Here is a 24,655-nt window from a genome sequence, read left to right as displayed (position 1 = left end):
TACGGCGCTGAGGCTGATCCCGTTCGCCGGCATCTTCTTCCTGTGGTTCCTGGGCGCGGTGCGCGCCCATGTGGGCGATGTGGAGGACCGGTTCCTGGCGACCGTGCTGCTGGGCAGCGGGCTGGTCTTCACCGCGACGCTGTTCGGCGCGGCCGCCGCCGCCTCGGCGGTGCTGGCCGTGGCCCACCCGGCCGGTACCGCCCCCTCGCTCACCACCTGGGACTTCGGCCGTCATTTCGCGTACACGCTGCTGACGGACTACGCGATGCGGATGGCGGCGGTCTTCGTGTCGTCGATGTCGGTGATCGGCAAGCGGATGGGCGTGCTGCCGCACTGGCTGACGGTGGTGGGCGCGGTGACCGCGCTGCTGCTGCTCTTCGTCTCGTCCCACGTGCCCTGGGTGGAGCTGGTCTTCCCCGCCTGGTCGCTGTTGCTGAGCGTGCACATCCTGCTGGCCGGCGGGCGCCGGCGGCGGGTGACGCCGACCTGACCGGCTCACCCGATCGGCGGGCCCCGGCGCGCGCCTCCTGCCCCGGCGCGCTGATGCTTGCGGTCGGGGGACCACCGGACCAGGCCACCGGAAAGAGCGGAGCGTCCATGCGGATCGTCGTGGATCTCAACAAGTGCCAGGGATACGCCCAGTGTGCGTTCCTCGCTCCCGATGTCTTCACCATGCACGGCGAGGAGGCGTTGCTCTACGACCCGCTCGCCGCCGACGAGGAGCGCGACGCGGTCGCCAGGGCGGCCGCGGCCTGCCCGGTGCAGGCGATCACGGTGGAGGGTGTGCACCAGGGCGCGCCCGCCGAACGTGAGCAGGTTCTCTCCGGTGCCACCCGGGAGCCGCGCGATGGCCGCTGACCGCATGGAGCAGCTCCGCCGGGAGGGCCGGATCGTCATCGTCGGCGCCTCGCTGGCCGGGCTGCGGGCCGCCGAGACGCTCCGCGAGGAGGGCTTCACCGGCACCCTCACCCTGATCGGTGACGAACCGTACGAGCCGTACGACCGGCCGCCGCTGTCCAAGTCGGTGCTGCTGGGCAAGGCGTCGCCGGAGCACACCGAGCTGCCCCGGCGCCGGGACCTGGACGCCGAGTGGCGGCTCGGTGTGCCGGCGGCCGGGCTGGACCTGACCGGCAAGCGGGTGCTGCTCGCCGACGGGGAGGAGGTGGAGTACGACCGGCTGCTGATCGCCACCGGGGTCAGGGCGCGGCCCTGGCCGGTGGCGGAGGAGGCCGGACTGGACGGCGTCTTCGTGCTCCGTACGCGTGACGACGCGACCGCCCTCACCGAGCGGCTGCGGGCCGGGGCGAAGCGGGTCGTGGTGATCGGCGCCGGGTTCGCCGGGTCCGAAGTGGCCTCCGCCTGCCGGGAGATGGGCCTGGAGGTCACGGTCGCGGAGCGCGCGGGGGCCCCGCTGGTGGGTGCGCTCGGCGGGGTGATCGGGGCGGTCGCCGCCGACCTCCAGCTGGAGAACGGCGTCGACCTGCGCACCCACGTCACCGTCACCGCGCTGGAGAGCGATCCGAGGGGCAGGGTGCGCGCGGTGCACCTGTCCGACGAGAGCGTGGTCGAGGCGGATGTCGTGGTGGTCTCGCTGGGGTCGCAGCGCAACACCGAGTGGCTGAGCGGCTCGGGGCTCGGTGCCGGGCCGCGCGGCATCGCCAGCGACGCGGGCTGCCGGGCGTTCGACTTCCGGGGGATCGTCACGGACGACGTGTTCGTCGCCGGTGACGTGGCCCGCTCCCCGCACGCGCTGTTCGGCTACCAGTTCCTGTCGCTGGAGCACTGGGGCAACGCGGTCGCGCAGGGGGAGACGGCCGCGCACAACATGATCTGCCCCGCCTCCGACCGGCGCCCGCACATGTGGATGCCCGCCTTCTGGTCCTCGCAGTTCGGGGTGAACATCAAGTCGGTGGGCGTGCCGCCCATGGGCGACGAGCTGATGATCATCCAGGGGTCCACGGCCGAGCGCCGGTTCGTCGGGGTGTACGGGCACAAGGGCAGGATCGTGGCCGCCGTGACCTTCGACAACGCCCGCTGGCTGGAGTACTGCCGGCGGCAGATCGAGGAGGGCGCGCCGTTCCCGGTGGACTACCCCACGATGGACCGCCGTCCGGAGGGGCGGCAGCCGGTCCCGGCGGACTTCCCCGACCCGTCCCTGCCGACCCACGGCCCGACCGTGACCCTCAGCGGCTACTCACCTGCCGACCGCCGGCTGGTGTTCACCCCCGCCCACCACTGACCGCCGTCCGGCACCGCCGCCCACGACGCTCCAAGGACCTGTGATGACGCAACCCTCGCTGGTGGCCCGGATCACCGACTTCGCCAACCGTGCCGACCCCTACCCGCTCTACGCCGAGCTGCGCCGCACCCCGGTGCTGCACGAGGGGGACGGCGACCCGTACGTCATCTCCTCGTACTGGGACATCGAGAGCCTGCTGCACGACCCCCGGATCAGCTCGGACGCGACCAATCTGGCGGCGGCGGGCGCCGACGAGCTGAACCAGGCGGAGAACACCGGGCTGCCGCCGTCGTTCATCCGGCTGGACCCGCCGGAGCACGACCGGCTGCGGCGCATCGCCAACAGCGCGTTCGGGCCGCCGCACGAGCCGCGCCGGGTCGACGACATGCGGGGCGAGCTGCGCGGGATCGTCGCCGAACTGATCGACGGGCTCGCGGGCGGGACCGAGATCGACCTCGTGGACCAGTTCGCCTACCCCTTCCCGGTGACGGTGATCTGCCGGCTGCTCGGGGTGCCCCGCGAGGACGAGCCCCGGTTCCGGTCCTGGGTCGACCCGATCGTGGCGAGCCTGGACCCGCAGACCCGGCAGGGCGGCGACCCGGAGTTCCTCAAGACGGCGCAGGAGGCGCGGACCCAGCTCGGCATGTATCTGGCCGGGCTGATGGAGGAGCGCACCAAGGACCCGCGCGGCGACATGCTGTCCGCCCTGGCCGCCGGTAAGGGGCCGGACGGGGCCATGACCATGATGGAGGTGCTCAGCACGGCGGTGCTGCTGCTGATCGCCGGTCATGAGACCACCGTCAACCTGATCACCAACGGGATGCTCACCCTGCTGCGCCACCCCGAGTACCTCCAGCGGCTGCGCGAGGACCCGGAGCTGGCGGTCAACATCGTGGAGGAGCTGCTGCGTTACGAGCCCCCGGTGCAGCTCGTGCCGCAGCGCACCTGCATCACGGACATCGAGGTGCGCGGGGTGACGATCCCCAAGGGCTCCCGGATCTGGCTGATGCTGGCCGCGGGCAACCGGGACCCGGAGCGCTTCAAGGACCCGGAGCGCTTCGACCCCGACCGGGACGACCTCGAACACCTCGGCTTCGGCAGCGGCATCCACAGCTGCTTCGGGGCGCCGCTGGCCCGGCTGGAGGCGCAGATCGCGCTGGCCGAGCTGGTCCGGCGGCTGGACAACCCCCGCCTGGTGGCGGACCCGCCGCCGTACCGGCCGAACGCGGTGCTGCGCGGGCCGCGCCATCTGCCGCTGGCCATCGACGGCGTTCTGGCCTGACCTCTCAGATCCCGCGCCGCCGCAGCGACGACCCGGTGCGGTCCTTGACGACCTCCAGCTGGGCGTGGACGCGGCGGCGCAGGTCACCGACATGGCTGACGATGCCCACACTGCGGTCCCGTTCGCGCAGCGAGTCCAGCACGTCGAGAACCTCGTCCAGCGTCTGGTCGTCCAGGCTGCCGAAGCCCTCGTCGATGAAGAGGGTGTCGAGCCGGACGCCGCCCGCCTCGTCGGTGACCACGTCGGCGAGGCCGAGGGCGAGGGCGAGCGAGGCGAAGAAGGTCTCGCCGCCGGACAGGGTCGCGGTGTCCCGCTCCCGGCCGGTCCACGCGTCCACGACATGCAGCCCGAGTCCGCTGCGGCCGCGTCCGCTGCGGTCGTCGGAGTGGACGAGGGTGTAGCGCCCGGCGGACATCAGCCTCAGGCGCGCGGTCGCGGCGGCGGCCACCTGTTCCAGGCGGGCGGCGAGGACGTAGGACTCCAGGCGCATCCGGCGTTCGTTGTCCGCGCTGGTGCCGGCGGCGAGGGCGGCGAGCCGGGCGACCCGGTCGTACTCCTCACGCAGCGGGGCGAGGCGCCGGGCGCCGTCCTCGGCGCGGGCGGAGAGGCGGTCCAGCTCGCTGGTGCGGCGGCCGGCCTCGTCACGGGCGGAGTCGGCTGCCCGCAGCCGGCGCTCGGCCCCGGCGGCGCGCTCCCCGGCGGCGGCGAGGTCGGCGGGAGCCTGCCGGGAGGCCGCCACCGTCTCGGCCTCGGCGAGCACCGCGCGTACGGCCGCCTCCTCCGACTGCCCTTCGTCCAGGCGGTGTTGGAGCGCTCGGTGGGTGGCGGAGTCCAGCAGGGCGGCGGCGGCCGCGCTCGGCGTGTCGAAGCCCGCGCGGTAGGCGGCGTCGGCCAGCCGGGCGTCGGCCTCCTTCAGGCGTACGGCGGCCTCTTCGGCCCTGCGGGCGGTGTCGGCGGCCTCGGTGAGCACGGCCGCGAGCCGCTCCAGCTGGGCGGCGCGGGCGGCGACGCTCGCGGCGGCTCCGCGCGCCCGGGTCAACTCGGCTTCGAGCGTGCTCTGTTCGCGGTCGAGGGTGTCGCGCCGGGTGAGCCGCGCGGCGGCCCGTACGGCGGACTGGTGGCGGGCCTCGAGCCGCCGCTCACGCTCCTCCTCGGCCTGCCGCAGCTCGACGTTCGCCGTGTGCAGGGCGGAGGCTTCCCGGCGAGCCTGCGCGAACTCCCGCTCCAGCTCGGTTACTTCGGCGGTGACGCGGTCGGCGGGGGTGTCCCCCGCTTCGGCGGTGACCGCTTTCAGTTCGGCTTGCAGCTCCGTGCCGCGCCGCCTGTGCTCGCCGTGCTCCCGCTCGGCCTCCTGCTGCTGGTCGAAGGCGCGCTGCTCGGCCTCCCGGTCCACGTGTCCGGCGTCCTTGCGGGCCGGGGCGGGGTGCTCGGTGGCTCCGCAGACCGCGCAGGGGGCGCCGTCTGTGAGGTGGGCGGCCAGCTCGGCGGCGATGCCGGTCAGGCGCTGTTCCCTGAGGTCGAGCCAGTCTCCGCGCAGTCGCTGAGCGCGTTGTCCGGAGTCCAGCGCCTGGCGTTCGGCGTCCGCGACGTCCGAGGTCAGCTGGTCGCGGCGGCGGGCCGCGTCGAGCCGCCGCCGGGCCGGGTCACGCCGGACGGCCAGGGCCTCGGCGCGGGAAGCGGCCTCCTGGGCGGCGTCGATCCGGGTCTGGAGCGCCGCGCGGGCGGGCTCCCAGCCGTCGAGCCAGGCGTCCGCCTCGCGCAGGGTGTGCTCGTCCGCACGCTCCTCCCGGTCCAGTCCGTCGCGCTCGGCGAGCAGTTCGGTGAGCCGGTGTTCGGCGCGGCGGGCGGAGGCGAGGGAGCCCAGTTCCTCGGCGGCGCGCCGGGCGGCCGCCGCGAGGCCGGGGGCGCCGGAATCGCCCTGGTCCCCGGGGAGCGCCCGCCGGGCGTGCTCCTCGGCCAGGGCGGCCCGCCGGTGCGCCTTCTCGGCGTCCTCCCGCAGCTCCAGCGCGGGTGCCACGGTCTCGGCCTTGCGGCCGCGCTCCATGCGGGCCCGCGTCTCCTCGTACTCCCCTGCCCGCCCGGCGAGGCGCTCGGCGCGGTCCTGGGCCTCGGTGAACCGGTGCTGGAGCCTGGCCAGTTCGCGGGTGCCGGCCAGCTCCTGCTGGGCGTGGGCGTGGGCCGACTCGGCGGCGGTGAGCCCGCAGTGGGCGACGGTGAGGCGTTCGCGGGCGGTGCTGCGGGCGACGGCGGCCGCCGCGAGGACGGCGACGGCGAGCCCGGGGTCGCCGGGCGCGAGGCCGGGCAGCTCCATGGCGTCACCGGCCGCCTGCTGCATGCGGTGGGCGTCGGCGAGCAGCGCGGTGTCGCCCTCGCGCACCCGTGCCTCGGTGGCGCGCCTGCGTTCGGTGAGCCGCTTCTCCACGTCGGCGAAGCGCTGGGTGTCGAAGAGGCGGCCGAGCAGCTTGCCGCGCGCCTCGGCGTCGGCGCGCAGGAAGCGGGCGAAGTCGCCCTGGGGCAGCAGGACGACCTGGCAGAACTGCTCGCGGCTCATCCCGAGGAGCTGGGTGATCTCCTCGCCGACCTCGTTGTGCGAGCGGCTGAGATCCTTCCAGGTGCCGCGCACGGCGTCGTGCTCGCGCAGCCAGGTCTGGGCCTTGTCGACGGTGGTGCCCGGACGGTTGCCCTTCTTGGGGCGCTCCCAGGGTGGCTGCCGGGTGATCTCGAGGCGGCGTCCGGCGACGGTGAGTTCGAGCCGGACCTCGGTGCGGGTGCCCGGTTCGGCGTGGTCGCTGCGCAGCTGGGTGCCCTGGCCGCTCTGCCGGGCGCCGGGGACGGAGCCGTAGAGGGCGTAGCAGACGGCGTCCAGGACGGAGGTCTTCCCGGCTCCGGTCGGGCCGTGCAGCAGGAAGAGGCCGGCTGCGGAGAGGGCGTCGAAGTCGACACTCTGGGCGCCGCCGAAGGGGCCGAAGGCGGTGATGTCGAGCCGGTGCAGCCTCATCGGGCGACCTCCCGCACCGCGTCGTCGGCCCGCGCGGCGTCGAAGGCGTCGCGCAGCACCTCCGTCTCCCGCTCGTCGGGGGCGGCGCCGCGCACATGGGCGACGAAGTCCTCGGCGATCTGCTGGTCGCTGCGCCCCGCCAGGCGCCGGGCGTAGGACACGGCCGGGTCGTCCGGGGCGCGGTCGGGGGCGAAGACGAGGCTGAGGGTGTGCGGGAAGCGGGCGGCGATCCGGGCCATGGGGTCGGCGGGCCGGACGGCGTCGGTGAGGGTGGCCTCCACCCAGGCGTCCTCGTGCCGGCTCAGCCCGGGGTCCGCGAGCAGCTCCGCCAGCGTGCCCCGGACACGGGCCAGCGCGCGCGGCACCGGGCAGTCGAGGCGCTCGGCGGTGACGGAGCCCCCGGCGTCCAGGTCGACCAGCCACATGCTCTTGCGGTGGTCGGCCTCGGAGAAGGAGTAGGCGAGCGGGGAGCCGGAGTAGCGGACCCGCTCGCGGAGGGTCTGGCAGCCGTGCAGATGACCGAGGGCGACGTAGTCCACGCCGTCGAAGATCCCGGCGGGTACGGCGGCCACTCCCCCGACGGTGATGTCCCGTTCGCTGTCGCTGGCCTCGCCGCCGGTGACGAAGGCGTGGGCGAGGACGACGGAGCGGGTGCCGGGTGCGCGGGCGGCGAGGTCGGCGCGGACGCGGTCCATGGCGGCGCCCAGCACGGCCTCGTGTCCGGCCTTCGGCACCGCGAACTCGTCTCTGACCAGGGCGGGTTCGAGGTAGGGCAGGCCGTAGAAGGCGATGTCGCCGTGGTCGTCGGCGAGGACGACCGGGGTGCCGACGGCGGCCGGGTCGGTGCGCAGGTGGATGCCCGCACGGTCGATGAGTCCGGCGCCGACACCGAGGCGGCGGGCCGAGTCGTGGTTGCCGGAGATCATCACGGTGGGCACGCCCAGCTCGGCGAGCCGGTGCAGGGCGTCGTCGAACAGCTCGACCGCGGCCAGCGGGGGCACCGCGCGGTCGTACACGTCTCCCGACACCACGACGGCGTCCACGGCCCGCTCGCGCACGGTGGCGACGAGGTGGCCGATGAACCCGGCCTGGGCGCCGAGCATGTTCACCCGGTGGAAGGCCCGGCCCAGATGCCAGTCGGAGGTGTGCAGGAGTCTCATGGCCCCCGAGACTAACGGCAGGGTCGGACAACGCACCCCGGTCACTTCGGATTTGGGCGCTATGCCTGATTGGCCCGGTTCACGCGTCCCCGTACGCCTCCCCGCCCAGCTCGAAGCCGGCCGCCCCCGCCGTGGCGTCCGCGAGCCAGCCGCGGAAGGTGTCGACGTCGGCGTCCGGGAGGGCGATGTCGAGGGCGACCGCCTCGCCGTAGCGGACGTCGCGGACCTCGCGGCCGGTGGAGCGCAGATCGTTCTGCACCTTGCCCGCGCGCTGGTGGTCGACGGTCACCGTGGCCAGCCGGTAGCGGCGCCGGGTGCGGGTGCCTACGGCGTCCAGCGCCTCGCCGACCGAGCCGCCGTAGGCCCGGATCAGTCCGCCCGCGCCGAGCTTCACCCCGCCGTAGTACCGGGTGACGACGGCGGCCACGTACCGCACGTCGCGGCGCAGCAGCATCTGGAGCATGGGGACGCCGGCGGTGCCGCCGGGCTCGCCGTCGTCACTGGCCTTCTGGGTGGAGGCGTCGGCGCCGATGACGTACGCCCAGCAGTTGTGCGAGGCGTCCGCGTGCTCCTTGCGGACGGCGGCGATGAACTCCTGGGCCTCCTGCTCGGTGGCGGCCGGGGCGAGCGCGCACCGGAAGCGGGAGCGGTTGATCTCGGTCTCGTGCACACCCGCGCGGGCCACTGTGCGGTACTCGTCCTGCATCACGCCAGCCTATGCGGAGCGCCGCGTGCTGCCGCTGCCGGTGTGCGGGGGAGGATGCGGGGCAGACGCGCTCAGCGATCAGGCGGCCCGCGCGGTGGGCCGCGGGTGAGGAGGCAGCCCCGTATGACCAGCGTCCCCGTGCGGCCGGCGGACCCCGGCGCCCCCGCACCCGACTCCGTGCGGGCCCGCTGCCGTGGCTGGCTGCTGGAGGGGCTGAGCGAGCGGAGCGCACGCCATCCGGGCCCGCACCGCACCCCGCGCGAGGACCACGAGGGCCACCGCTGGTGGCGGGTGATGTGCCTGACCGGCGTCGACTACTTCTCCACGCTCGGCTACCAGCCCGGCATCGCCGCCCTCGCGGCCGGCGCCCTCTCCCCGCTGGCGACCCTGGTGCTGATCGCGCTGACCCTGCTGGGCGCGCTCCCGGTGTACCGCAGGGTCGCGCACGAGAGCCCGCACGGCGAGGGCTCCATCGCCATGCTGGAGCGGCTGCTGTCCTGGTGGTCGGGGAAGATCCTGGTGCTGGTGCTGCTGGGCTTCGCCGCCACCGACTTCATGATCACCATCACGCTGTCCTCGGCGGACGCGGCAGCGCACGTGCTGGAGAACCCGTTCGCCCCGCACTGGACGGAGGGCGGCGACGTCTGGATCACCCTGGTCCTGATCGGGCTGCTCGGCGCTGTCTTCCTGAAGGGCTTCCAGGAGGCCATCGGCATCGCGGTGGTGCTGGTCGCCGCCTACCTCACCCTCAATGTGGCGGTGCTCGCCGTCTGCGCCTACGAGGTCCTCACCCACCCGGTGCGGATCGAGGACTGGACGCACCTGATGACGTCGGAGCACTCCTCCCCGCTCGCCATGGTCGGCGTGGCCCTGCTGGTGTTCCCCAAGCTGGCGCTCGGCATGTCCGGCTTCGAGACGGGCGTGGCGGTGATGCCCCAGATCAAGGGCGGCGCGCAGGACACGTACGCGAATCCGGCGGGCCGTATCCGGGGGGCCCGCAAGCTGCTCACCACCGCCGCGCTGATCATGTGCTGCCTGCTGCTGCTGTCCAGCCTGGCGACGACGATCCTGATCCCCGAGAAGGACTTCCGGACCGGTGGCCCGGCCAACGGACGCGCCCTCGCCTACCTCGCCCACCAGTACCTGGGCGAGGCCTTCGGCACGGTGTACGACGTGTCGACCATCACCATCCTGTGGTTCGCGGGCGCCTCCGCCATGGCCGGGCTGCTCAACCTGGTCCCGCGCTATCTGCCCCGCTACGGCATGGCCCCGGAGTGGACCCGGGCGGTGCGGCCGCTGGTGCTGGTGTTCCTGGTGGCGGCGGTGCTGATCACCCTGTGGTTCCACGCGAGCGTGGACGCGCAGAGCGGGGCGTACGCGACCGGCGTGCTGGTGCTGATGCTGTCGGCGGCCTTCGCCTCGACGGTCGCCGTGCACCGGCGCGGGCGCCGGGCGGCCACCATCGGCTTCGGCACGATCACCGCCGTCTTCGCCTACACCCTGGTCGACAACGTGATCGAGCGGCCGGACGGCATCAAGATCGCGTCCATCTTCATCGTGCTGATCCTGCTGACCTCGATCGGCTCACGGGTGCACCGCGCCTTCGAACTCCGCGCCACCGACGTGGTGTTCGACGACGCCGCGCTGCACATCATCGACCAGGGCGCCGAGCACGGCCCGCTCCAGCTCATCGCCAACGAGCCGAAGGAGCACAGCAGGCGCGAGTACCGGGCCAAGGAGCGCGAGCAGCGTCAGCACACCCGGCTCCCCGAGGGCGCCTCGGTGGTGTTCCTGGAGGTGTTCGTGCGCGACTCCTCCGACTTCACCGCCGAGATCACGGTCCACGGCGACGAGAAGCACGGGGTGCGGCGGCTGCGCGCGGACGGGCCGACGGTGCCCAACACCATCGCGGCCGTCCTGCTGGCCCTGCGCGACCGCACCGGCGAGGTGCCGCACGTGTACTTCAACTGGACCGAGGGCAACCCGGTCGCCCATCTGGTCCAGTTCCTGGTCTTCGGCAACGGCGAGGCGGCACCGGTCACCCGCGAGGTGCTGCGCCGGGCCGAGCCGGACCCGGAGCGGCGGCCCTGGGTGCACGTCGGCTGAGCGGGCTCAGACCGGGTTGCCCAGTTCCCCGGCGAGGTCGAGGGCGAGCAGGCGGTCGGCGTAGAGGAAGGTCTCGAACCGGGCGCCGTCCGGCAGGCCGGGGGTGTCCGCCACGTCCCGCAGCACCGCCAGGACGCCGGGCAGGTCGAGGTCGCCCTCCCAGGCCACCCGCAGCCGGGCCCGCACGTCGTCCGGCACCGGGCGCGAGGGCCGGTTCCCCCACCGGGCCACCCCGGTCCGCCAGTCGGCCGCCGTCCGCGCGGCCTCCGCCAGCGCCCCGGCGTCCAGCCGGGCGGGCTCGGCGCGCGGCACGGAGAGCAGCGCCAGACGCAGGGCGCCGGGGTCATCGAGGAGCCGCTGTACGTCCTCCCCGGGCCCGTCCCACCCGGCCGGGGCCACGGCGACCATCACTCCGGCCTCGGGGGGCCGCTCGGTCGCGGCGCGGACGTGCACCACCTGGGCCTCCCCCAGGCCGGACGCCACGTCCCGGCTGTCCTCGAAGGGGCGGATGCTCAACGCGACGGCCGCGGAGCCCAGTTCGGCCTGTTCGCGGGGTGCGGTGAGCATGCTCCAGACGGGGGTGCCGCCGAGTTCCAGGGCGCGGACGAGGAGGTCGGCGGTGAGCAGCACCCGCAGCGCCGTCAGGTCGAGGCCGCCCGCGCGGACCTCCACTCGGGTCAGACCCCGGCGGGCGGGGGTGGCGGGGACGGGCTCTCCGGTCCGGGCGTCGAGGATGCGCAGCACGCAGCGAGCGTAGGCGCGCGGACGGCCGGACGCAGCGTCTTGTGCCGATTCCGGACAGCGTGGCGGGGCAGTCGGGGGAATCGGCGCGTGGCGGCCGCTGTTGTCCCCACGGCACAGTTCCCGCGCTTGGAGGAGGCCGCCGTGTACGGCGACGAGGCGACGGTCCGCACCATCCTGACCGGCCTGGGCGACACCTGGGCGGTGGTCGGCCTGTCCGACAACCGGTCCCGGGCGGCCTACGGGGTGGCGGAGGTGCTGCGCCGGTACGGCAAACGGGTGGTGCCGGTGCACCCGAAGGCGGAGCCGGTGGCCGGCGAGCAGGGGTACGCGAGCCTCGCCGACATCCCCTTCGACGTGGACGTGGTCGATGTGTTCGTCAACAGCGAGCTGGCGGGCGCCGTCGCCGACGAGGCGGTGGCCAAGGGCGCCCGCGCGGTGTGGTTCCAGCTCGGCGTGGTGGACGAGGCGGCGTACGAGCGGACGCGGGCGGCGGGGCTGGACATGGTGATGGACGCCTGCCCGGCGATCGAGATCCCCCGCCTGGGCTAGATTCCGAGCCCCTCGATCACGACAGCGCCCGGGATCTCCGCGAACGCCTTGCCCGGCAGCAGGAGCTTGCCGCGCCGGCGGCCGCTGCCGACGAGGACGTACGGCAGGTCGAGCACGGCCGAGTCGACCAGTACGGGCCAGGCGGCCGGGAGTCCGAGCGGGGTGATGCCGCCGTACTCCATCCCGGTCTCGCCGGTCGCCAGGTCCATCGGGGCGAACGACGCCTTGCGGGCACCCAGTCGGCGGCGCACCGTGCCGTTGACGTCGACCTTGGTCCGGGACAGCACCAGGCAGGCGGCGAGTGTGGTCTCGCCGCCGCGCTTGCCCGCGACCACCACGCAGTTGGCGCTCAGCTCGGGCAGGTCGGCGCCGTAGTGCTCGACGAACACGGCGGTGTCCGCGAGGTCCGGGTCGGTGTCGACGTACAGGATCTGCTCGGCGGGGACGCTCCCCCGCCAGTTCCGTACCGCCTCCGCGACCGGTGCGGTCAGCTCGGCCAGGGCGTCGGGGGCGGGAACAGCGTGGTCGAAGTCTCCGATGGGCGCGCGCATGGCGGCACCGTAACAGTCCGCGCGAGGCTCCCTTTCAGCGCACCGGCGGTACGGAGACCGCCATCACCATCCGCACCGGTACGCCGCCCTCGTTGCCGTAGGTGTGCGGGGCGTCGGCCTCGAAGGTGACGCTCGCCCCGGCCGGGACCGCGTGCCGGACCCCGTCGACCTCCAGGGTGAGTTCGCCGGCGGTGACGTGGACCAGTTCGACCGTGCCGGCGGGGTGCGGGTCGGCGCCGCTGTGCTCGCCCGGCATCAGGTTCCAGTCCCACAGCTCCAGCGGGCCGGGTGCCTCGGTGCCGGCCAGCAGCCGGTTGTAGCTGCCGCCCTCGGTGTGCCAGAGCCGGACCGCCTGGTCGGCGGGGACGACCCGCACGCGCGGCCCCCGCTCGTAGTCGAGCAGGGTGGTGACGCTGATCCCGAGCGCGTCGCCGATCTTGACGACGGTGCCGATGCTGGGGTTGGTGCGGGCCTGCTCGATCTGGATGAGCATGCCCCGGCTCACCCCGGCGCGGGCGGCCAGCGCGTCCAGCGTGAAGCAGCGCTCGGTACGCCAGCGGCGGACGTTGCGCGCCAGGGACTGGGTCAGCAGGTCGAGGTCCGCCACATCACGTCCATCGAAAGTCACATCGGGAGTCACCGAGGCCACAGGGGCCTCGTCGGTCACGGGAAGGAATGACCGGATCAGGTGCACGGGACGGCGGCGCACCGCACCCGGTCGTGCACCGCACTGTACTGCGCGGTCCGGTACGGAGCACCTGCCCGCCGCTCAGCCCTCCGCGTCCAGCGTCGCCAGCCGCTCGGCCTGCTCCTCGTCCAGCCCGGCCAGCGCGCCCAGTTGCGCGCCGGTGACCCCGGCCGGGGGCGGCACCGGGGCCGGCGTGCGCAGCGGCGGCTGCCAGCCCTCCTCGGGCGTCCAGCGCCGTACGACGCGGGCGGGTGCCCCGGCCACCACGGCGTGGTCGGGGACCGTACCGCGCACCACCGCGCCGGCCGCGACCACCACGTTCCGGCCGATCCGCGCGCCGGGCAGGATCACCGCGCCGGTGCCGATCCAGCAGCCGGGGCCGATCTCCACGGGCTCCATGCGGGGCCACTGGCGGCCGATGGGCTCGTGCGGGTCGTCGTAGGAGTGGTTGGTGGAGGTGACGTAGACGTAGGGGCCGAAGTAGCAGTCGCGGCCGATGGTGACCGCGGTGTCGGCGATGACGTGGCTGCCCCGGCCGAGGACGACGCCGTCGCCTATGCGCAGGATCGGGTCCGGGCCGAGGTCGAGGTCCGGCATCAGACCGGCGGTGAGGGTGACCTGCTCGCCGATGACGCAGTAGTCGCCGAGCCTGATCCAGGGCTCGCCGAAGACCGTGCCGAGCGGGAAGGCGAGCCGGGTGCCCTCGCCGATCGCGCCGAACCGGAACCGTCCCGGATGCCCGGCGGTCACCGCGCCGCTGCGCCGCGCCCAGCCCCACACGGCATGGACGGCACGCTGGGCGAGCCCCTGCCGCCAGGAGGTGAAGGTGTTCTCGCGCTTCGGCACCCGGCCACGTTACTCAGCGGTCACTCACCGGAAGGCGCCGGGCCGCTGTGATCTTCACCCCATCCCGGGGTCCCGTCGATGCCCTACCGTGCGCGGGGAGACCGCCCGGCGCGGTCCCGCTCGATTTCGCCCGGCAGAGAGACGGTGGAGACGGATGACGCACAAGGCCCTGATCATGGGCGTCGGCGACCGGGAACCGGTGATCGACCCGGAGGCGTTCGTCGCCCCGAATGCCTCGGTGATCGGCGAGGTGACACTGCGGGCGGGGGCGAGCGTCTGGTACGGCGCGGTGGTCCGGGGTGACGTCGAGCGGATCACGGTCGGCGCGGACGCCAACGTCCAGGACAACGTGACCCTGCACGCCGACCCCGGCTTCCCGGTCACGATCGGCGAGCGGGTCTCCGTCGGCCACAACGCCGTCGTCCATGGCGCCACGGTGGAGGACGACTGCCTGATCGGCATGGGCGCGACGGTCCTGAACGGTGCGGTGATCGGCGCGGGTTCCCTGGTCGCGGCCCAGGCCCTGGTCCCGCAGGGCATGGTCGTACCGCCCGGCTCGCTGGTGGCGGGCGTCCCGGCCAAGGTGCGCCGGGAACTGTCGGAGGAGGAGCGGCAGGGCGTCACCCTGAACGGCACCCTGTACGCGGACCTGGCGAAGACGCACCGGGCGGTGCACGAGTAGGCGAGGCCGGAGCAGGGGCCCCTACGGCTGTTCGGCGCCGACCGGCTCGGCCTCGGGGGCCCGCTCGGTCGATTCCCCGCGCCGCGAGCGGCGCTTCATGATCACGAAGGAGCCGAGACCGACGAGGATCGCGGCCACCAGGGCGAGCCAGGAGAACCGCTTGAGCCAGTCCTCCGCGACCATGCCGACGTAGTAGACGATGGCCGTGGTGCCGCCCGCCCAGACGACACCGCCGAGGACGTTGGCGATCAGGAACTTCCAGTAGGGCATCCGGAGCACGCCCGCGAGGGGTCCGGCGAAGATGCGGAGCAGGGCGATGAAGCGTCCGAAGAAGACCGCCCACATGCCCCACTTCTGGAAGGACCGCTCGGCGGTGGCGACGTGCGCCTCGCCGAAGTGGCGCGGGAACTTCCGCCCCAGCCAGGTGAGCAGCGGGCGCCCTCCCTTGCGGCCGATCGCGTAGCCGATGGAGTCACCGATCACCGCGCCGGCCGTGGCGCAGGCACCGAGGACGAAGGGGTCGATCCCGGTGTGCTGGGAGGACAGGAGCGCGGCGGAGACGAGGACGATCTCGCCGGGCAAGGGTATGCCGAGGCTCTCCAGCCCGATCACCAGGCTCACCACGGCATAGACGGCTACCGCGGGCACCGAGTCGAGCCATTCCTGGACGTGCACCGCCGGTTCCTCCCAGTCGCCGTCGCACCCTGCGGGGGCGCCACGCGCGGGCACCCAGCAGGAAGGCTACCCGGTCGGCGCACACCGCCGTCGAGTCCGGTAGGCGAGCCCACGCCGAACGACCGCACGCCCGCGTGTCCGCGTGTCCGGCCGCGCGGGCTGAGGTATGGACGTGATCGAGGTACGGCGCCGGCGGGTGCCGGAGTCCGGCGGCGGGGTGGTCGTGGTGACGGTGCTCGGGCATCCGGACGGCTCGACCGCCGTGCGCCCGCCGGGGCCGGGGTGCTGTCCAGGGGGAAGCGGTGGCCGACACCGGCCGGAGCGTCCTGGGCGGCTTCGGCACCGGCCGGGCGCGGGCCGTCGAGTCGCGCCGCACCTGCCCTGGCCGGAGGCGGACACGGTGGTCTGCGGGCACGGCGACCCGGCCGTGCGTGGCGCGGCGGCGGCGCTGCGGGCAGGGGCCGCCGCGACTCGGCGGGGATCAGCCGTTGGGCCGCAGGGTCCAGACCACGGTCATCTCGCCGGAGACGGCGCCGTCCTCGCGCCGGATGCTGATGGCTACCGGGAACTCGGGGCGGCTGCCCGCGTCCAGCTCGGCGACGACCTCGGCGGCCGGGCGGCCCAGCGTGGCGGTGGCGGTCACCGGGCCGAGGGCGAGCTTCCTGTAGTCGATCTCGGCGCGCACCGCGAGCGGGACCGCCCGCGAGAGCTGCTCGCCGAAGGCGGTCAGCACGATGGCCCCGCTCGCGGACTCGGCCAGCGTGAACATCGCGCCGGCATGCGGTCCGCCCAGGTGGTTGTGGTACTCGGACTGGTCCGGCAGCCGGAGCACCGCGCGCTCCGGCGTGACCTCGATGAACTCCAGGTTCAGGGTCCGCACCATCGGCACCGCGGCGGCCAGCATGTCGCCCATGGAGGCGCTCTCAACTGTCATGACCGTGATGTTACCGACGGGTAGTGACCCTGGCCAGCCCCGCTCTCCCCCGTTCCCCCCGTTCTCCTCCGTTTCGGTACGTCCCTGACAAGGGACGGTGACCGAATCGTGTCCGGTGGCGCACTAGGGTTCTGGCCATGTGGCCAGGAGAGCAGCCGCCAGGGGGCGCGCAGAACCCGCAGGGCAACCCGTATCAGCAGCCGGGTTACCAGCAGCCGAATCCGTATCAGCAGCCCGGCTACCAGCAGTACCCGCAGCCGAACCCCTACGGGCAGCAGCCCCAGTGGGGTCCGCCGACGCAGCCGCCGCGGAAGCCCGGGGGCGGCAACGGCCGGGTCAAGGCCGTCGCCGTCGTGTCGGCTCTCGCGGTCGTCGTGACCGCCGGGGTGACGGGGTATCTGGTCCTCGGCGACAGGGACGGCGGCACCGACGAGGCCAAGGGCGGGAAGAAGACCAGCCAGTCCCCCACGCCCGAGCCGTCGGGGAGTCCGTCCGTGCCGGACGACGACCCGCGCGGCGGGGAAGCGGAGAAGCCGGTCGTCGCGGGCTGGCAGGTGGTCGTCAACCCGAAGTTCGGCACCGCGTTCGACGTACCGCCGCAGTGGCAGCTCGAGTCCAAGGACACCTCCTACTTCATGGAGGACCGCGCGCACGACGACAAGCTGATCACCTCGGTGTCCGCGCCCGCCGTCTACAAGTCCAAGTGGTGCACGGACGACAGCGACAAGGACGGCCGGACGGAGGACACCTCACTCGCGGTGGCAGGTACGCGCGGTGAGAGCGGCGCCAAGAGCCCGGAGGAGGCCGCTGTGACGCGGGTGCCGTGGTACGTGTACGGCGGCTACACCCAGCCGGACAAGAAGAGCCTCACGTTCGACAAGAAGGCCAAGCCCTACACCACGTCCTCGGGGGTCAAGGGCGCCTACACGTGGGCGCGTTCGTCCGGCAGCCCGCAGAAGGGCAAGTGCGCGAGCGACGGCAAGGCGATCTCCTTCGCCTTCCGCAACTCCGCCCAGGACATCGTGTCGTTCGACCTCTACGGCGCCAAGGGCGTGAAGGAGGAGGTCGACACGGCGACCATCATGAAGATCCTGTCCTCCGTCCGCCTGCACGGCGACCCCACCAAGAGCTGACGGACGGCCGGCAAGTCGAATGGGCAGTCCCGGGGTCATCCGGCCCTGGTCACCCGGCCCTGGTCGGCCGGTGATCCCGGACTCCCGGGGCCCTCACCAAGGCGCTGGTCCTGCTGATCCCCGGGGTCGCGGGGGCTTCGCCGCGCGGGGACACGACGGGCACGCTCTCAGCCGATGCCGAAGGCACCCGCCGGGGGCACCGGGGAAGGGACGGCGTCGTCGTCGGAGACGGGGTGGGCCGAGCCGATGAACTCGGCCAGAGCCGGGCCGTGTTCGACGCGGGCCGGGAAGGCGTCGGCGGCTGTGCGGCGGGTCAGCGAGGCGGTGTCCAGGGGGTGGTGGGATGCGAGGAGGACCGCGTTGCCGAAGCGGCGGCCGCGCAGGACACCGGGTTCCGCGATCAGCGCCAGCTCCTCGAACAGGGCGGCCAGGTTGGCCAGTTGGGAGCGCAGAAAGGTGAAGGGCGCCGCGTCCGCGACGTTGGCGAGGTAGACGCCGTCCGGGCGGAGCACCCGCGCCGCCTCACGGGCGTAGTCCAGCGAGGTCAGGTGGGCCGGGACGCGGGAGCCGCCGAAGACGTCCGCGACCAGTACGTCGGTGCTGTCGTCCGGGGCCGCCTCCAGCCAGGCGCGCGCGTCGGCGGCGTGGGTGGTGATGCCCGAGCCGGGCGGCAGCGGGAGGTGCTCGACGACCAGGTCGAGGAGGCCCTTGTCGGCCTCCACCACGTCCTGCCGGGAGCCGGGCCGGGTCGCGGCCACGTACCGGGGCAGGGTGAGCGCTCCCCCGCCCAGGTGCAGCACGTCCAGCGCGGCGGCGGGCTCGGCGACCGCGTCCAGGGCGTGGCCGAGCCGCCGCGCGTACTCGAACTCCAGGTGCTCCGGCTCGTCCAGGTCGACGTAGGACTGCGGAGCCCCGTCGACGGTGAGCAGCCAGGCCCGGTCCCGGTCGACGTCGGGCATCAGCTTGGCGGTGCCGTGGTCGACGGCCCGGCTCACGGGTATCGGTTCGCTCACCCCGCCATTGTCGCCGGTCGTGCGGGGTGAGCGGAGCCAAGCCCCGCGCACCCCGTACCGCTCAGCCGGCCGAGGTGACCGTCCCCGCGCCCACGGTGCGCCCGCCCTCACGGACGGCGAACCCGAGGCCCGGCTCCAGGGGCACCTCCCGGTCCAGCTCCACGGTCAGCTCGACCGTCTCGCCGGGCCGGGCGATCCCCGCCTCGCCCAGGTCGATGTCACCGGCCACGTCCGCCGTACGGATGTAGAACTGCGGCCGGTACCCGGTGGACAGCGGCTTGGTGCGCCCGCCCTCGGACCCGGCGAGCACGTACACCCGCGCGGTGAACCGCCGGCTCGGCACCACGCTCCCCGGCGCCGCGACGACATGCCCGCGCCGGACCGCGTCACGCGGCACCCCGCGCAGCAGGACCGCCACGTTGTCCCCGGCCTGCGCCTCCGCCATCGGCTTGCCGAAGGTCTCCAGACCGGTGACCACGCTCTCGACGCCGGCCCCGGGTACCTCCACCCGGTCCCCCACCCGCAGCGTGCCCCGCTCGACCGCGCCGGTGACGACGGTCCCGCGCCCGGTGATGGTGAGCACGTTCTCCACCGGCAGCAGGAACGGCGCGTCGACAAACCGCTCGGGCATCGGCACGTACGTGTCCACCGCGTCGAGCAGCGCCTCCACGGCCGCCGTCCAACGGGGCTCGCCCGCCAGCGCCTTCAGCCCGGAGACCCGTACGACCGGCGCCGACTCCCCCGGATACCCCTGGGAGGTGAGCAGTTCGCGCACCTCCAGCTCGACCAGGTCGGTCAGCTCGTCGTCGCCCGCGTCGGCCTTGTTCAGGGCGACCACGATGTGGTCGACCCCCACCTGCCGGGCGAGCAGCACGTGTTCGGCGGTCTGCGGCATGATCCCGTCGAGCGCGGAGACGACCAGGATCGCCCCGTCGAGCTGGGCGGCGCCGGTGACCATGTTCTTGACGTAATCGGCGTGGCCGGGCATGTCGACGTGGGCGTAGTGCCGGGTGTCGGTCTCGTACTCGACGTGCGCGATGTTGATGGTGATGCCGCGCGCGGCCTCCTCCGGGGCCCGGTCGATGCGGTCGAACGGCACGAAGGTGCCGGTGCCGCGCTCGGCGAGCACCTTGGTGATGGCGGCGGTCAGGGTGGTCTTGCCGTGGTCGACGTGGCCCATGGTGCCGATGTTCAGGTGCGGCTTGGTGCGCGCGTATGCCGTCTTGGGCATGGCTGTTCCTCGTGGTCTTGGTGGTGCGTGGAGAGCACGGGGACCCCTGGGCCTCGCCGACCCTCCCCTCGCGGGGTCCGCCGGACTTTCCGGAGAGGGTCAGCTTCGGGCGCCGTCGACGGCTGCCACGAGGACGAGGACGGCAGCCTTCGGCGCGTCCGCGAGTGCGGAGGCGGCGAGGAAGGCGTACCGGAACATGACGCAGATCATGGCGGACGCGTCGTCCCACGTCGAACGGTTTTCCGCGGGCAGCGAAGGGTCAACGGCCGTGGACCATACGCCGATCACACACCCAAGTCGGTTACTGTCGCCGAATGCCCGATGCCACCACCCGCTCTGGGGGCACCGCCACGGCCGTTCACCCGGCCGTCGCCCTGAGGCCGACCCCAGCCGCGCCCCCCACTCCCGTCACCCCCGCCGTACGCGCGTGGCCCTCGCCGTACGCGCGCCTCGTGCTGCTGCTCACCCTGCTCGCGGGCGCGGCCACGGCCGTCCTGGTCTTCGACCCGCAGCGTCTGCTCACCGACGGCTGGCCACCGCAGCTCGGCGGGTTCGCGGCGGCCTCGGTCTTCGCACTGGCCTACGGGCTGTGCACGGTGGCGTTCGTGCCTCGCCCGCTGCTCAACCTGGCGGCGGGCGCGCTGTTCGGCTCCACCCTGGGGCTGACCTCGGCGCTGGTGGGCACCGTGCTGGGCGCCGGGCTGGCCTTCGGGCTGGGGCGGGCGCTGGGCCAGGACGCCCTGCGTCCGCTGCTGCGGGGGCGCTGGCTGAAGGCCGCCGACGGGCAGCTCAGCCGGCACGGGTTCCGGGCGATGCTGGCGGCCCGGCTCTTCCCTGGCGTGCCGTTCTGGGCGGCCAACTACTGCGCGGCCGTCTCCCGGATGCGCACACTGCCCTTCCTGGTCGCCACAGCGCTCGGCTCGATCCCGAACACAGCCGCGTACGCGGTCGCCGGTGCCCGCGCCGCGACCCCGACCTCTCCCGCCTTCCTCATCGCGCTGGCCGCGATCGGGCTGCCCGCGCTGGCGGGTACGGTGCTGGCCTGGCGCAAAAGGCATCAGCTGCGCCCGCGTTGACGGCGCCGCCCGGACACTCCCTGGTCCCCGCTGCGGCCTCCCGGGGTCCATGACCATTCGATGACCAACCCCCTGTGAAGGCTTTGCCATCGGCGCCCGCTACGCTGCCCTGCGTCGCATGATCCCCTACGCTCCCCAGCGCTTGGACGCCTCTCCTCCATGTCTTGGTTTGAATCCCTCGTTCTCGGACTCGTCCAGGGGCTCACCGAGTTCCTGCCCGTCTCCTCCAGCGCGCATCTGCGGCTGACCGCGGCCTTCTCCGGCTGGGAGGACCCCGGCGCCGCCTTCACCGCGATCACGCAGATCGGTACGGAGGCGGCGGTCCTCATCTACTTCCGCAAAGACATCGGGCGGATCATCTCGTCCTGGTTCCGCTCGCTGTTCGACAAGTCGATGCGGCGCGACCACGACGCGCAACTGGGCTGGCTGGTGATCGTCGGCTCGATCCCGATCGGGGTGCTGGGCGTGACGCTGAAGGACCAGATCGAGGGACCGTTCCGCGACCTCAGGATCACCGCGACGATGCTGGTCGTGGTCGGCGTGGTCATAGGCATCGCCGACCGGCTGGCGGCCCGCGACGAGTCCGGCGGCCGGCACCGCAGCCCCAAGCAGCGCAAGACCCTGACGGACCTCGGCATCCGGGACGGCCTGATCTTCGGTCTCTGCCAGGCGTGCGCCCTCATCCCCGGTGTCTCCCGCTCCGGCGCCACCATCAGCGGCGGCCTGTTCATGGGCTACAAGCGGGAGGACGCGGCCCGCTACTCCTTCCTGCTCGCCATCCCCGCCGTCCTCGCCTCCGGCGTCTTCGAGGTGAAGCACTCCCTGGGCGAGAACAGCGAGGTGGCCTGGGGCCCCACCCTCTTCGCCACGGTCATCGCCTTCTTGTCCGGATATGGGGTAATCGCGTGGTTCATGAAGTGGATCTCCAACAAGAGCTTCATGCCGTTCGTCTACTACCGCGTGGCCCTGGGCATCGTCATCATCGCCCTGGTCACCGCGGGCGTGCTGAGCCCGCACGCGGCGGAGTCGGCGGGCTGACCGGACCGGCGGACGCTGAGCGCGGCACCGGTGGCTTCAGCGGGCCGGCCGGCTCGGTCCGGTCGCCGGCCCCGGCCTCCCCGGCGCCGGATGTCAGTGTCCGCCGCTGTTGAACTCCCGGATCAGCCCCGACAGTTCCAGCAGGCTCTCGATGCGGAACAGGGGGAGGCGTCCGGCGTCCTTCGTGTTCCAGGCGAGCCGTGCCCACGGGCCACGGTGGATCAGGGCCGTGTGCATACCGGCCCGCCGGGCCGGGCGGAGGTCGTTGTCCAGGCGGTCGCCCACGTAGAGGATCTCCTCCGGTTCGGCCGGGACCATGGCGGCCAGGCGGGCGAAGAAGGCGGGGTCGGGCTTGGCGACGCCCCAGTCGGCCGAGGTGCCGATCAGGTCGACGTCGGTGGCGAAGAGTTCGCGCAGGACGCGGGCGGCCGGTGCTTCCTGGTTGCCCGCGATGCCGAGCCAGAGGCCGTCCGCCCGGAGCGTGGCAAGGGTGTCGCGGACGTCCGCGTACACGTCGGTCTCCCCGAACCTCTCCGGCATCCCGGCGGCGGCCCGCTCCTCCCGCTCCCGCGCCAGGTCGAACCCGGGCCGGAACTCCTCGAAGACCTCGTGGTGGTCACGCCCCTGGGCCACCACCGCGCCGAACACCGCCGAGAAGGTGTGCCGGGGCACGCCCAGCCAGTCGGCCCAGGCCTCGAACTCCGTCGTCTCGTCCACCAGGCACTCACCGACATCGAAGACCGCAGCGCGAATCATGGTGGCCAGGGTAGTGCGGCCACCGCGGCCCGCCGCTCGACGCAGCCACGGCCCGCCGGAGGCTCCCGGAGACCTCGAGCGCGCCATTTCCGATGCCCAGGTCCACGCTCACCGACTCCGAACGCGTCCTCGGCTCCGACCACCCCAGCACCCTGTCCCGGGTCGCGACAGGCGCGCACACTGGGGGTGTGGGCCCCGGGGAGGGAGACTCCGGATGGGGAGCAAGAGAAGCACGGGGAGCACGAGGAGCACGAGGGCGTCCGGCCGGCTTCTGGACTCCCCCTGGCCCCGCTCCGGCGTCGCCGCGCTGGCGGGTGCGCTGCCCGTGCTCGCGTTCCCGGCGCCCGCGCTGTGGTGGTTCGCCTACGTCGCCCTCGTCCCCTGGATCGCTCTGGCCCGCAGCGCACCCAGCGCCCGCCGGGCCGCGCTGGACGGCTGGTGCGGGGGCGTCGGGTTCATGCTGGCCGTGCACCACTGGCTGCTGCCCAGCCTGCATGTGTTCATCTTCCTGATAGCGGCCCTGCTGGGCGCGCTCTGGGCCCCCTGGGACTGGCCGGCGCGCCGCTTCCTGGGCGGCACCCCCGCTTCGAGACCGCGTTCCCCGACATGGGCCGCCACCTCGCCGAGGACGGCGCGGACGTGCTGCTGGGCCAGTCCGCCACCTCGACCTTCCAGGACAGCTGGGCGCCCGAGCAGCACGCCTCGCTGGCCGCGCTGCGGGCCGCCGAGACCGGGCGTCCGATGGTGCACGCCACCCTGACCGGCGTATCCGCCGTGTACGGCCCGGACGGCGAGCGCGCCGGCCCCTGGCTCGGCACCGGAGCGAGCGCCGTCCGGGTGTACGACGTGCCGCTGGCGCACGGCGTCACCCCGTACGTCCGGCACGGCGACTGGCCGGTGGGCGCCGCGCTGCTGGTGCTGGCGGTGCTGGGGGTGCTGGGGGTGGCGGAGGGGGTGCGGGCGCTCAGGCCGCGCCGGACGGGTTCTGAGCCGCTCGTACCACGCGCTCGCACAGCTCGTGGGTCGCCAGCGCGTCCCGTGCGCTGAGCGGTTCGCCGGCCCGGACGGCGTCGAGGAAGGTGAGGACGGCGCCCTCGATGCCGCGCTGGCGGGCCACCGGGACCCAGTCGCCCCGGCGGCGCACGGTGGGCTGGCCCCTGTGGTCGATCACCTCGGCGAGGTTGATCACTTGGCGCTTGGTGTCCTGCCCGGACACTTCCAGGATCTCCTCGGCGGAGCCGCTGAGCCGGTTCATCACCCCGAGCGCGGTGAAGCCGTCGCCGGACAGCTGGAGCACGACGTGGTGGAGCAGGCCCTCCTCCGAGCGGGTCCGCACCGTGACGTCGTCCACCGGGCCGGGCACGAGGAAGCGCAGGGTGTCGGCCACGTGGATGAAGTCGTCCAGCACCATCGAGCGCGGTTCCTCGGGCAGACCTACCCGGTTCTTCTGGAGCAGGATCAGCTCGCGCGGGTGCTCCAGGACCTGTGCGTAGGCGGGGGCGTAGCGGCGGTTGAAGCCGACGAAGAGCGGGACGCCCCGGCGCTCGGCCAGTTCCACCAGCCGCTGGGAGTGGCTGAGTTCGTAGGCGAGGGGCTTGTCGACGTAGGTGGGTACGCCCGCTTCCAGCAGCCGGGTGACGATCTCCGGGTGGACGGCGGTGGGCGCGTGCACGAAGGCGGCGTCGAGACCCGCGTCCAGCAGGGAGTCCAGCGTCTCGTGCCGCTGTCCGGCGGGGATGTGCAGCGAGTCGGCGACGCCCGCGAGGGTTGCCGGGGTGCGGGTCTGGAGGTGGAGGTCGAGTCCGGGCTGTGTGCCGAGGACCGGCAGATACGCCTTGCGCGCGATGTCCCCGAGTCCGATGCAGCCGACCTTCACGTGTGCTCTCCCTACCCCTGTCCTGCGTTTTCCTCTCCGGAAGCATACGGCGGGCACCCGTCGGCGATGCCGCCGAAGCCCTACGGGGGCAACAACCCGTGTTGGCTCCTGAGGAGTTCGGCAAGGATGCGAGGCATGACTGACACCCGCCGGGAGCCGGCCGTCGACGCCGGTGAGCGCGACATGCTGGAAGGCCCCGTTCAACGTCCGCCGGTCCAGACCCACATGATCGAGGAGTAGGCCCGCCACAACGGCCACGCCGATCTGCTCAGGGAACTGGTCGACGGCCGCACCGGCGACTGACGCGTCAGCCCGCGTCCGCGCCACGCCCTCCGGGTGGGCGAGAGATCACTCGTGTGGGGCATCGGGGGC

General features: G+C 73.5%; 23 protein-coding genes and 2 pseudogenes. 12 read left to right on the top strand and 13 right to left on the bottom strand.

Annotated features, from left to right (window positions below; genetic code table 11):
• The 4 genes from ACFWN1_RS10260 to ACFWN1_RS10245 all read left to right on the top strand — a co-directional run.
• Window positions 1–490: hypothetical protein (locus tag ACFWN1_RS10260; RefSeq protein WP_384359676.1), on the top strand; the 490-nt coding region annotated here is incomplete at its 5' end.
• 107 nt (window positions 491–597) lie between these two features.
• Window positions 598–858, top strand: coding sequence for a ferredoxin (locus ACFWN1_RS10255; protein WP_384359675.1), 261 nt, complete (start codon window positions 598–600; stop codon window positions 856–858).
• A complete protein-coding gene (locus ACFWN1_RS10250; RefSeq protein ID WP_384359674.1) occupies window positions 848–2,239 on the top strand; it encodes an NAD(P)/FAD-dependent oxidoreductase in 1,392 nt (463 codons plus the stop codon). The genes ACFWN1_RS10255 and ACFWN1_RS10250 overlap by 11 nt, the downstream gene beginning before the upstream one ends.
• A gap of 43 nt (window positions 2,240–2,282) precedes the next feature.
• Window positions 2,283–3,521, top strand: coding sequence for a cytochrome P450 (locus tag ACFWN1_RS10245; RefSeq protein ID WP_384359673.1), 1,239 nt, complete (start codon window positions 2,283–2,285; stop codon window positions 3,519–3,521).
• 4 nt (window positions 3,522–3,525) lie between these two features.
• Here the strand turns inward: ACFWN1_RS10245 and ACFWN1_RS10240 are convergent, their stop codons facing one another.
• The 3 genes from ACFWN1_RS10240 to ACFWN1_RS10230 all read right to left on the bottom strand — a co-directional run bounded on the left by ACFWN1_RS10240 (window position 3,526) and on the right by ACFWN1_RS10230 (window position 8,385).
• Window positions 3,526–6,519 (bottom strand): AAA family ATPase, encoded by a 2,994-nt coding sequence (locus ACFWN1_RS10240; RefSeq protein ID WP_384359672.1) that lies wholly within the window; start codon window positions 6,517–6,519, stop codon window positions 3,526–3,528.
• Window positions 6,516–7,679, bottom strand: a complete 1,164-nt coding sequence (locus ACFWN1_RS10235; RefSeq protein ID WP_384359671.1) for an exonuclease SbcCD subunit D — start codon at window positions 7,677–7,679, stop codon at window positions 6,516–6,518. Before ACFWN1_RS10235 ends, ACFWN1_RS10240 begins: the two co-directional genes overlap by 4 nt.
• Before the next feature lie 79 nt (window positions 7,680–7,758).
• Window positions 7,759–8,385 carry a YigZ family protein gene (locus ACFWN1_RS10230; RefSeq protein ID WP_384359670.1) on the bottom strand — a complete coding sequence of 209 codons (627 nt, stop codon included), beginning with the start codon at window positions 8,383–8,385 and terminating at the stop codon, window positions 7,759–7,761.
• Between the two features lie 123 nt (window positions 8,386–8,508).
• On the opposite strand from ACFWN1_RS10230, the gene ACFWN1_RS10225 reads away from it, so the two are divergent.
• Window positions 8,509–10,491 (top strand): amino acid transporter, encoded by a 1,983-nt coding sequence (locus ACFWN1_RS10225; RefSeq protein ID WP_384359669.1) that lies wholly within the window; start codon window positions 8,509–8,511, stop codon window positions 10,489–10,491.
• Between the two features lie 6 nt (window positions 10,492–10,497).
• Here the strand turns inward: ACFWN1_RS10225 and ACFWN1_RS10220 are convergent, their stop codons facing one another.
• Entirely contained in the window at window positions 10,498–11,235 is a 738-nt protein-coding gene (locus tag ACFWN1_RS10220; protein ID WP_384359668.1) for a hypothetical protein, read from the bottom strand.
• A gap of 141 nt (window positions 11,236–11,376) precedes the next feature.
• Between ACFWN1_RS10220 and ACFWN1_RS10215 the strand changes: the two genes are divergently transcribed.
• Window positions 11,377–11,784, top strand: coding sequence for a CoA-binding protein (locus ACFWN1_RS10215; RefSeq protein WP_384359677.1), 408 nt, complete (start codon window positions 11,377–11,379; stop codon window positions 11,782–11,784).
• Here the strand turns inward: ACFWN1_RS10215 and ACFWN1_RS10210 are convergent.
• The 3 genes from ACFWN1_RS10210 to ACFWN1_RS10200 all read right to left on the bottom strand — a co-directional run bounded on the left by ACFWN1_RS10210 (window position 11,781) and on the right by ACFWN1_RS10200 (window position 13,869).
• Window positions 11,781–12,335, bottom strand: a complete 555-nt coding sequence (locus ACFWN1_RS10210) for a YbaK/EbsC family protein (protein WP_384359667.1) — start codon at window positions 12,333–12,335, stop codon at window positions 11,781–11,783. The genes ACFWN1_RS10215 and ACFWN1_RS10210 overlap by 4 nt on opposite strands.
• Window positions 12,336–12,369: 34 nt before the next feature.
• Complete coding sequence (locus ACFWN1_RS10205; protein WP_384359666.1) at window positions 12,370–12,942, bottom strand: helix-turn-helix domain-containing protein; 573 nt, start codon at window positions 12,940–12,942, stop codon at window positions 12,370–12,372.
• 162 nt (window positions 12,943–13,104) lie between these two features.
• Window positions 13,105–13,869: an acyltransferase gene (locus tag ACFWN1_RS10200; RefSeq protein ID WP_384359665.1), complete on the bottom strand. Its 765-nt coding sequence runs from the start codon at window positions 13,867–13,869 to the stop codon at window positions 13,105–13,107.
• Between the two features lie 154 nt (window positions 13,870–14,023).
• Between ACFWN1_RS10200 and ACFWN1_RS10195 the strand changes: the two genes are divergently transcribed.
• Complete coding sequence (locus ACFWN1_RS10195; RefSeq protein ID WP_384359664.1) at window positions 14,024–14,551, top strand: gamma carbonic anhydrase family protein; 528 nt, start codon at window positions 14,024–14,026, stop codon at window positions 14,549–14,551.
• A gap of 21 nt (window positions 14,552–14,572) precedes the next feature.
• On the opposite strand, the gene ACFWN1_RS10190 is transcribed toward ACFWN1_RS10195, so the two are convergent.
• Together ACFWN1_RS10190 and ACFWN1_RS10185 are read right to left on the bottom strand one after the other, a co-directional pair.
• Entirely contained in the window at window positions 14,573–15,226 is a 654-nt protein-coding gene (locus tag ACFWN1_RS10190; protein WP_384359663.1) for a DedA family protein, read from the bottom strand.
• Between the two features lie 481 nt (window positions 15,227–15,707).
• Entirely contained in the window at window positions 15,708–16,160 is a 453-nt protein-coding gene (locus tag ACFWN1_RS10185) for a DUF4442 domain-containing protein (protein WP_384359662.1), read from the bottom strand.
• A gap of 137 nt (window positions 16,161–16,297) precedes the next feature.
• Between ACFWN1_RS10185 and ACFWN1_RS10180 the strand changes: the two genes are divergently transcribed.
• A complete protein-coding gene (locus ACFWN1_RS10180; protein ID WP_384359661.1) occupies window positions 16,298–17,293 on the top strand; it encodes a hypothetical protein in 996 nt (331 codons plus the stop codon).
• Between the two features lie 167 nt (window positions 17,294–17,460).
• Here ACFWN1_RS10180 and ACFWN1_RS10175 read toward each other — a convergent pair whose 3' ends face one another.
• Together ACFWN1_RS10175 and tuf are read right to left on the bottom strand one after the other, a co-directional pair.
• Entirely contained in the window at window positions 17,461–18,306 is an 846-nt protein-coding gene (locus tag ACFWN1_RS10175) for a spermidine synthase (RefSeq protein WP_384359660.1), read from the bottom strand.
• A 61-nt stretch (window positions 18,307–18,367) separates the two neighbouring features.
• Window positions 18,368–19,537: an elongation factor Tu gene (gene tuf, locus ACFWN1_RS10170; protein WP_384359659.1), complete on the bottom strand. Its 1,170-nt coding sequence runs from the start codon at window positions 19,535–19,537 to the stop codon at window positions 18,368–18,370.
• A gap of 314 nt (window positions 19,538–19,851) precedes the next feature.
• On the opposite strand from tuf, the gene ACFWN1_RS10165 reads away from it, so the two are divergent.
• Both ACFWN1_RS10165 and ACFWN1_RS10160 read left to right on the top strand, forming a co-directional pair.
• On the top strand, window positions 19,852–20,613 hold the full coding sequence (locus tag ACFWN1_RS10165; RefSeq protein ID WP_384359658.1) for a TVP38/TMEM64 family protein: 762 nt from the start codon (window positions 19,852–19,854) through the stop codon (window positions 20,611–20,613).
• A gap of 159 nt (window positions 20,614–20,772) precedes the next feature.
• The gene (locus ACFWN1_RS10160; protein WP_384359657.1) at window positions 20,773–21,651 is read left to right on the top strand and encodes an undecaprenyl-diphosphate phosphatase; all 879 of its coding nucleotides are present in this window, start codon (window positions 20,773–20,775) and stop codon (window positions 21,649–21,651) included.
• A 93-nt stretch (window positions 21,652–21,744) separates the two neighbouring features.
• Here ACFWN1_RS10160 and ACFWN1_RS10155 read toward each other — a convergent pair whose 3' ends face one another.
• Window positions 21,745–22,407, bottom strand: a complete 663-nt coding sequence (locus ACFWN1_RS10155) for an HAD family hydrolase (RefSeq protein ID WP_384359656.1) — start codon at window positions 22,405–22,407, stop codon at window positions 21,745–21,747.
• Window positions 22,408–22,621: 214 nt separating this feature from the next.
• Here ACFWN1_RS10155 and ACFWN1_RS10150 point away from each other — a divergent pair.
• Window positions 22,622–23,454 (top strand): annotated as a pseudogene (locus ACFWN1_RS10150) (nitrilase-related carbon-nitrogen hydrolase).
• Here the strand turns inward: ACFWN1_RS10150 and ACFWN1_RS10145 are convergent.
• Complete coding sequence (locus ACFWN1_RS10145; RefSeq protein ID WP_384359655.1) at window positions 23,372–24,283, bottom strand: Gfo/Idh/MocA family protein; 912 nt, start codon at window positions 24,281–24,283, stop codon at window positions 23,372–23,374. The pseudogene ACFWN1_RS10150 and the gene ACFWN1_RS10145 sit on opposite strands and share 83 nt — an antisense overlap.
• A 213-nt stretch (window positions 24,284–24,496) precedes the next feature.
• Between ACFWN1_RS10145 and ACFWN1_RS10140 the strand changes: the two are divergent.
• Window positions 24,497–24,586 (top strand): annotated as a pseudogene (locus ACFWN1_RS10140) (DUF664 domain-containing protein); the annotation flags it as partial.
• Window positions 24,587–24,655 lie beyond the last annotated feature (69 nt).

Origin of the sequence: Streptomyces sp. NPDC058459, assembly GCF_042721685.1 — a bacterium.
Lineage (GTDB): Bacteria > Actinomycetota > Actinomycetes > Streptomycetales > Streptomycetaceae > Streptomyces.
The sequence above is the reverse complement of the archived record's forward strand: the minus strand, read 5'-3'. Positions and strand labels throughout refer to the sequence as shown.

What these genes read in the sequence shown, in the direction of transcription:
- ACFWN1_RS10255 (WP_384359675.1), top strand. Translation starts at nt 598, where the DNA reads ATGCGGATCGTCGTGGATCTCAACAAGTGCCAGGGATACGCCCAGTGT.
- ACFWN1_RS10250 (WP_384359674.1), top strand. Translation starts at nt 848, where the DNA reads ATGGCCGCTGACCGCATGGAGCAGCTCCGCCGGGAGGGCCGGATCGTC.
- ACFWN1_RS10245 (WP_384359673.1), top strand. Translation starts at nt 2,283, where the DNA reads ATGACGCAACCCTCGCTGGTGGCCCGGATCACCGACTTCGCCAACCGT.
- ACFWN1_RS10240 (WP_384359672.1), bottom strand. Translation starts at nt 6,519, where the DNA reads ATGAGGCTGCACCGGCTCGACATCACCGCCTTCGGCCCCTTCGGCGGC.
- ACFWN1_RS10235 (WP_384359671.1), bottom strand. Translation starts at nt 7,679, where the DNA reads ATGAGACTCCTGCACACCTCCGACTGGCATCTGGGCCGGGCCTTCCAC.
- ACFWN1_RS10230 (WP_384359670.1), bottom strand. Translation starts at nt 8,385, where the DNA reads ATGCAGGACGAGTACCGCACAGTGGCCCGCGCGGGTGTGCACGAGACC.
- ACFWN1_RS10225 (WP_384359669.1), top strand. Translation starts at nt 8,509, where the DNA reads ATGACCAGCGTCCCCGTGCGGCCGGCGGACCCCGGCGCCCCCGCACCC.
- ACFWN1_RS10210 (WP_384359667.1), bottom strand. Translation starts at nt 12,335, where the DNA reads ATGCGCGCGCCCATCGGAGACTTCGACCACGCTGTTCCCGCCCCCGAC.
- ACFWN1_RS10195 (WP_384359664.1), top strand. Translation starts at nt 14,024, where the DNA reads ATGACGCACAAGGCCCTGATCATGGGCGTCGGCGACCGGGAACCGGTG.
- ACFWN1_RS10185 (WP_384359662.1), bottom strand. Translation starts at nt 16,160, where the DNA reads ATGACAGTTGAGAGCGCCTCCATGGGCGACATGCTGGCCGCCGCGGTG.
- ACFWN1_RS10180 (WP_384359661.1), top strand. Translation starts at nt 16,298, where the DNA reads ATGTGGCCAGGAGAGCAGCCGCCAGGGGGCGCGCAGAACCCGCAGGGC.
- tuf (WP_384359659.1), bottom strand. Translation starts at nt 19,537, where the DNA reads ATGCCCAAGACGGCATACGCGCGCACCAAGCCGCACCTGAACATCGGC.
- ACFWN1_RS10165 (WP_384359658.1), top strand. Translation starts at nt 19,852, where the DNA reads ATGCCCGATGCCACCACCCGCTCTGGGGGCACCGCCACGGCCGTTCAC.
- ACFWN1_RS10160 (WP_384359657.1), top strand. Translation starts at nt 20,773, where the DNA reads ATGTCTTGGTTTGAATCCCTCGTTCTCGGACTCGTCCAGGGGCTCACC.
- ACFWN1_RS10155 (WP_384359656.1), bottom strand. Translation starts at nt 22,407, where the DNA reads ATGATTCGCGCTGCGGTCTTCGATGTCGGTGAGTGCCTGGTGGACGAG.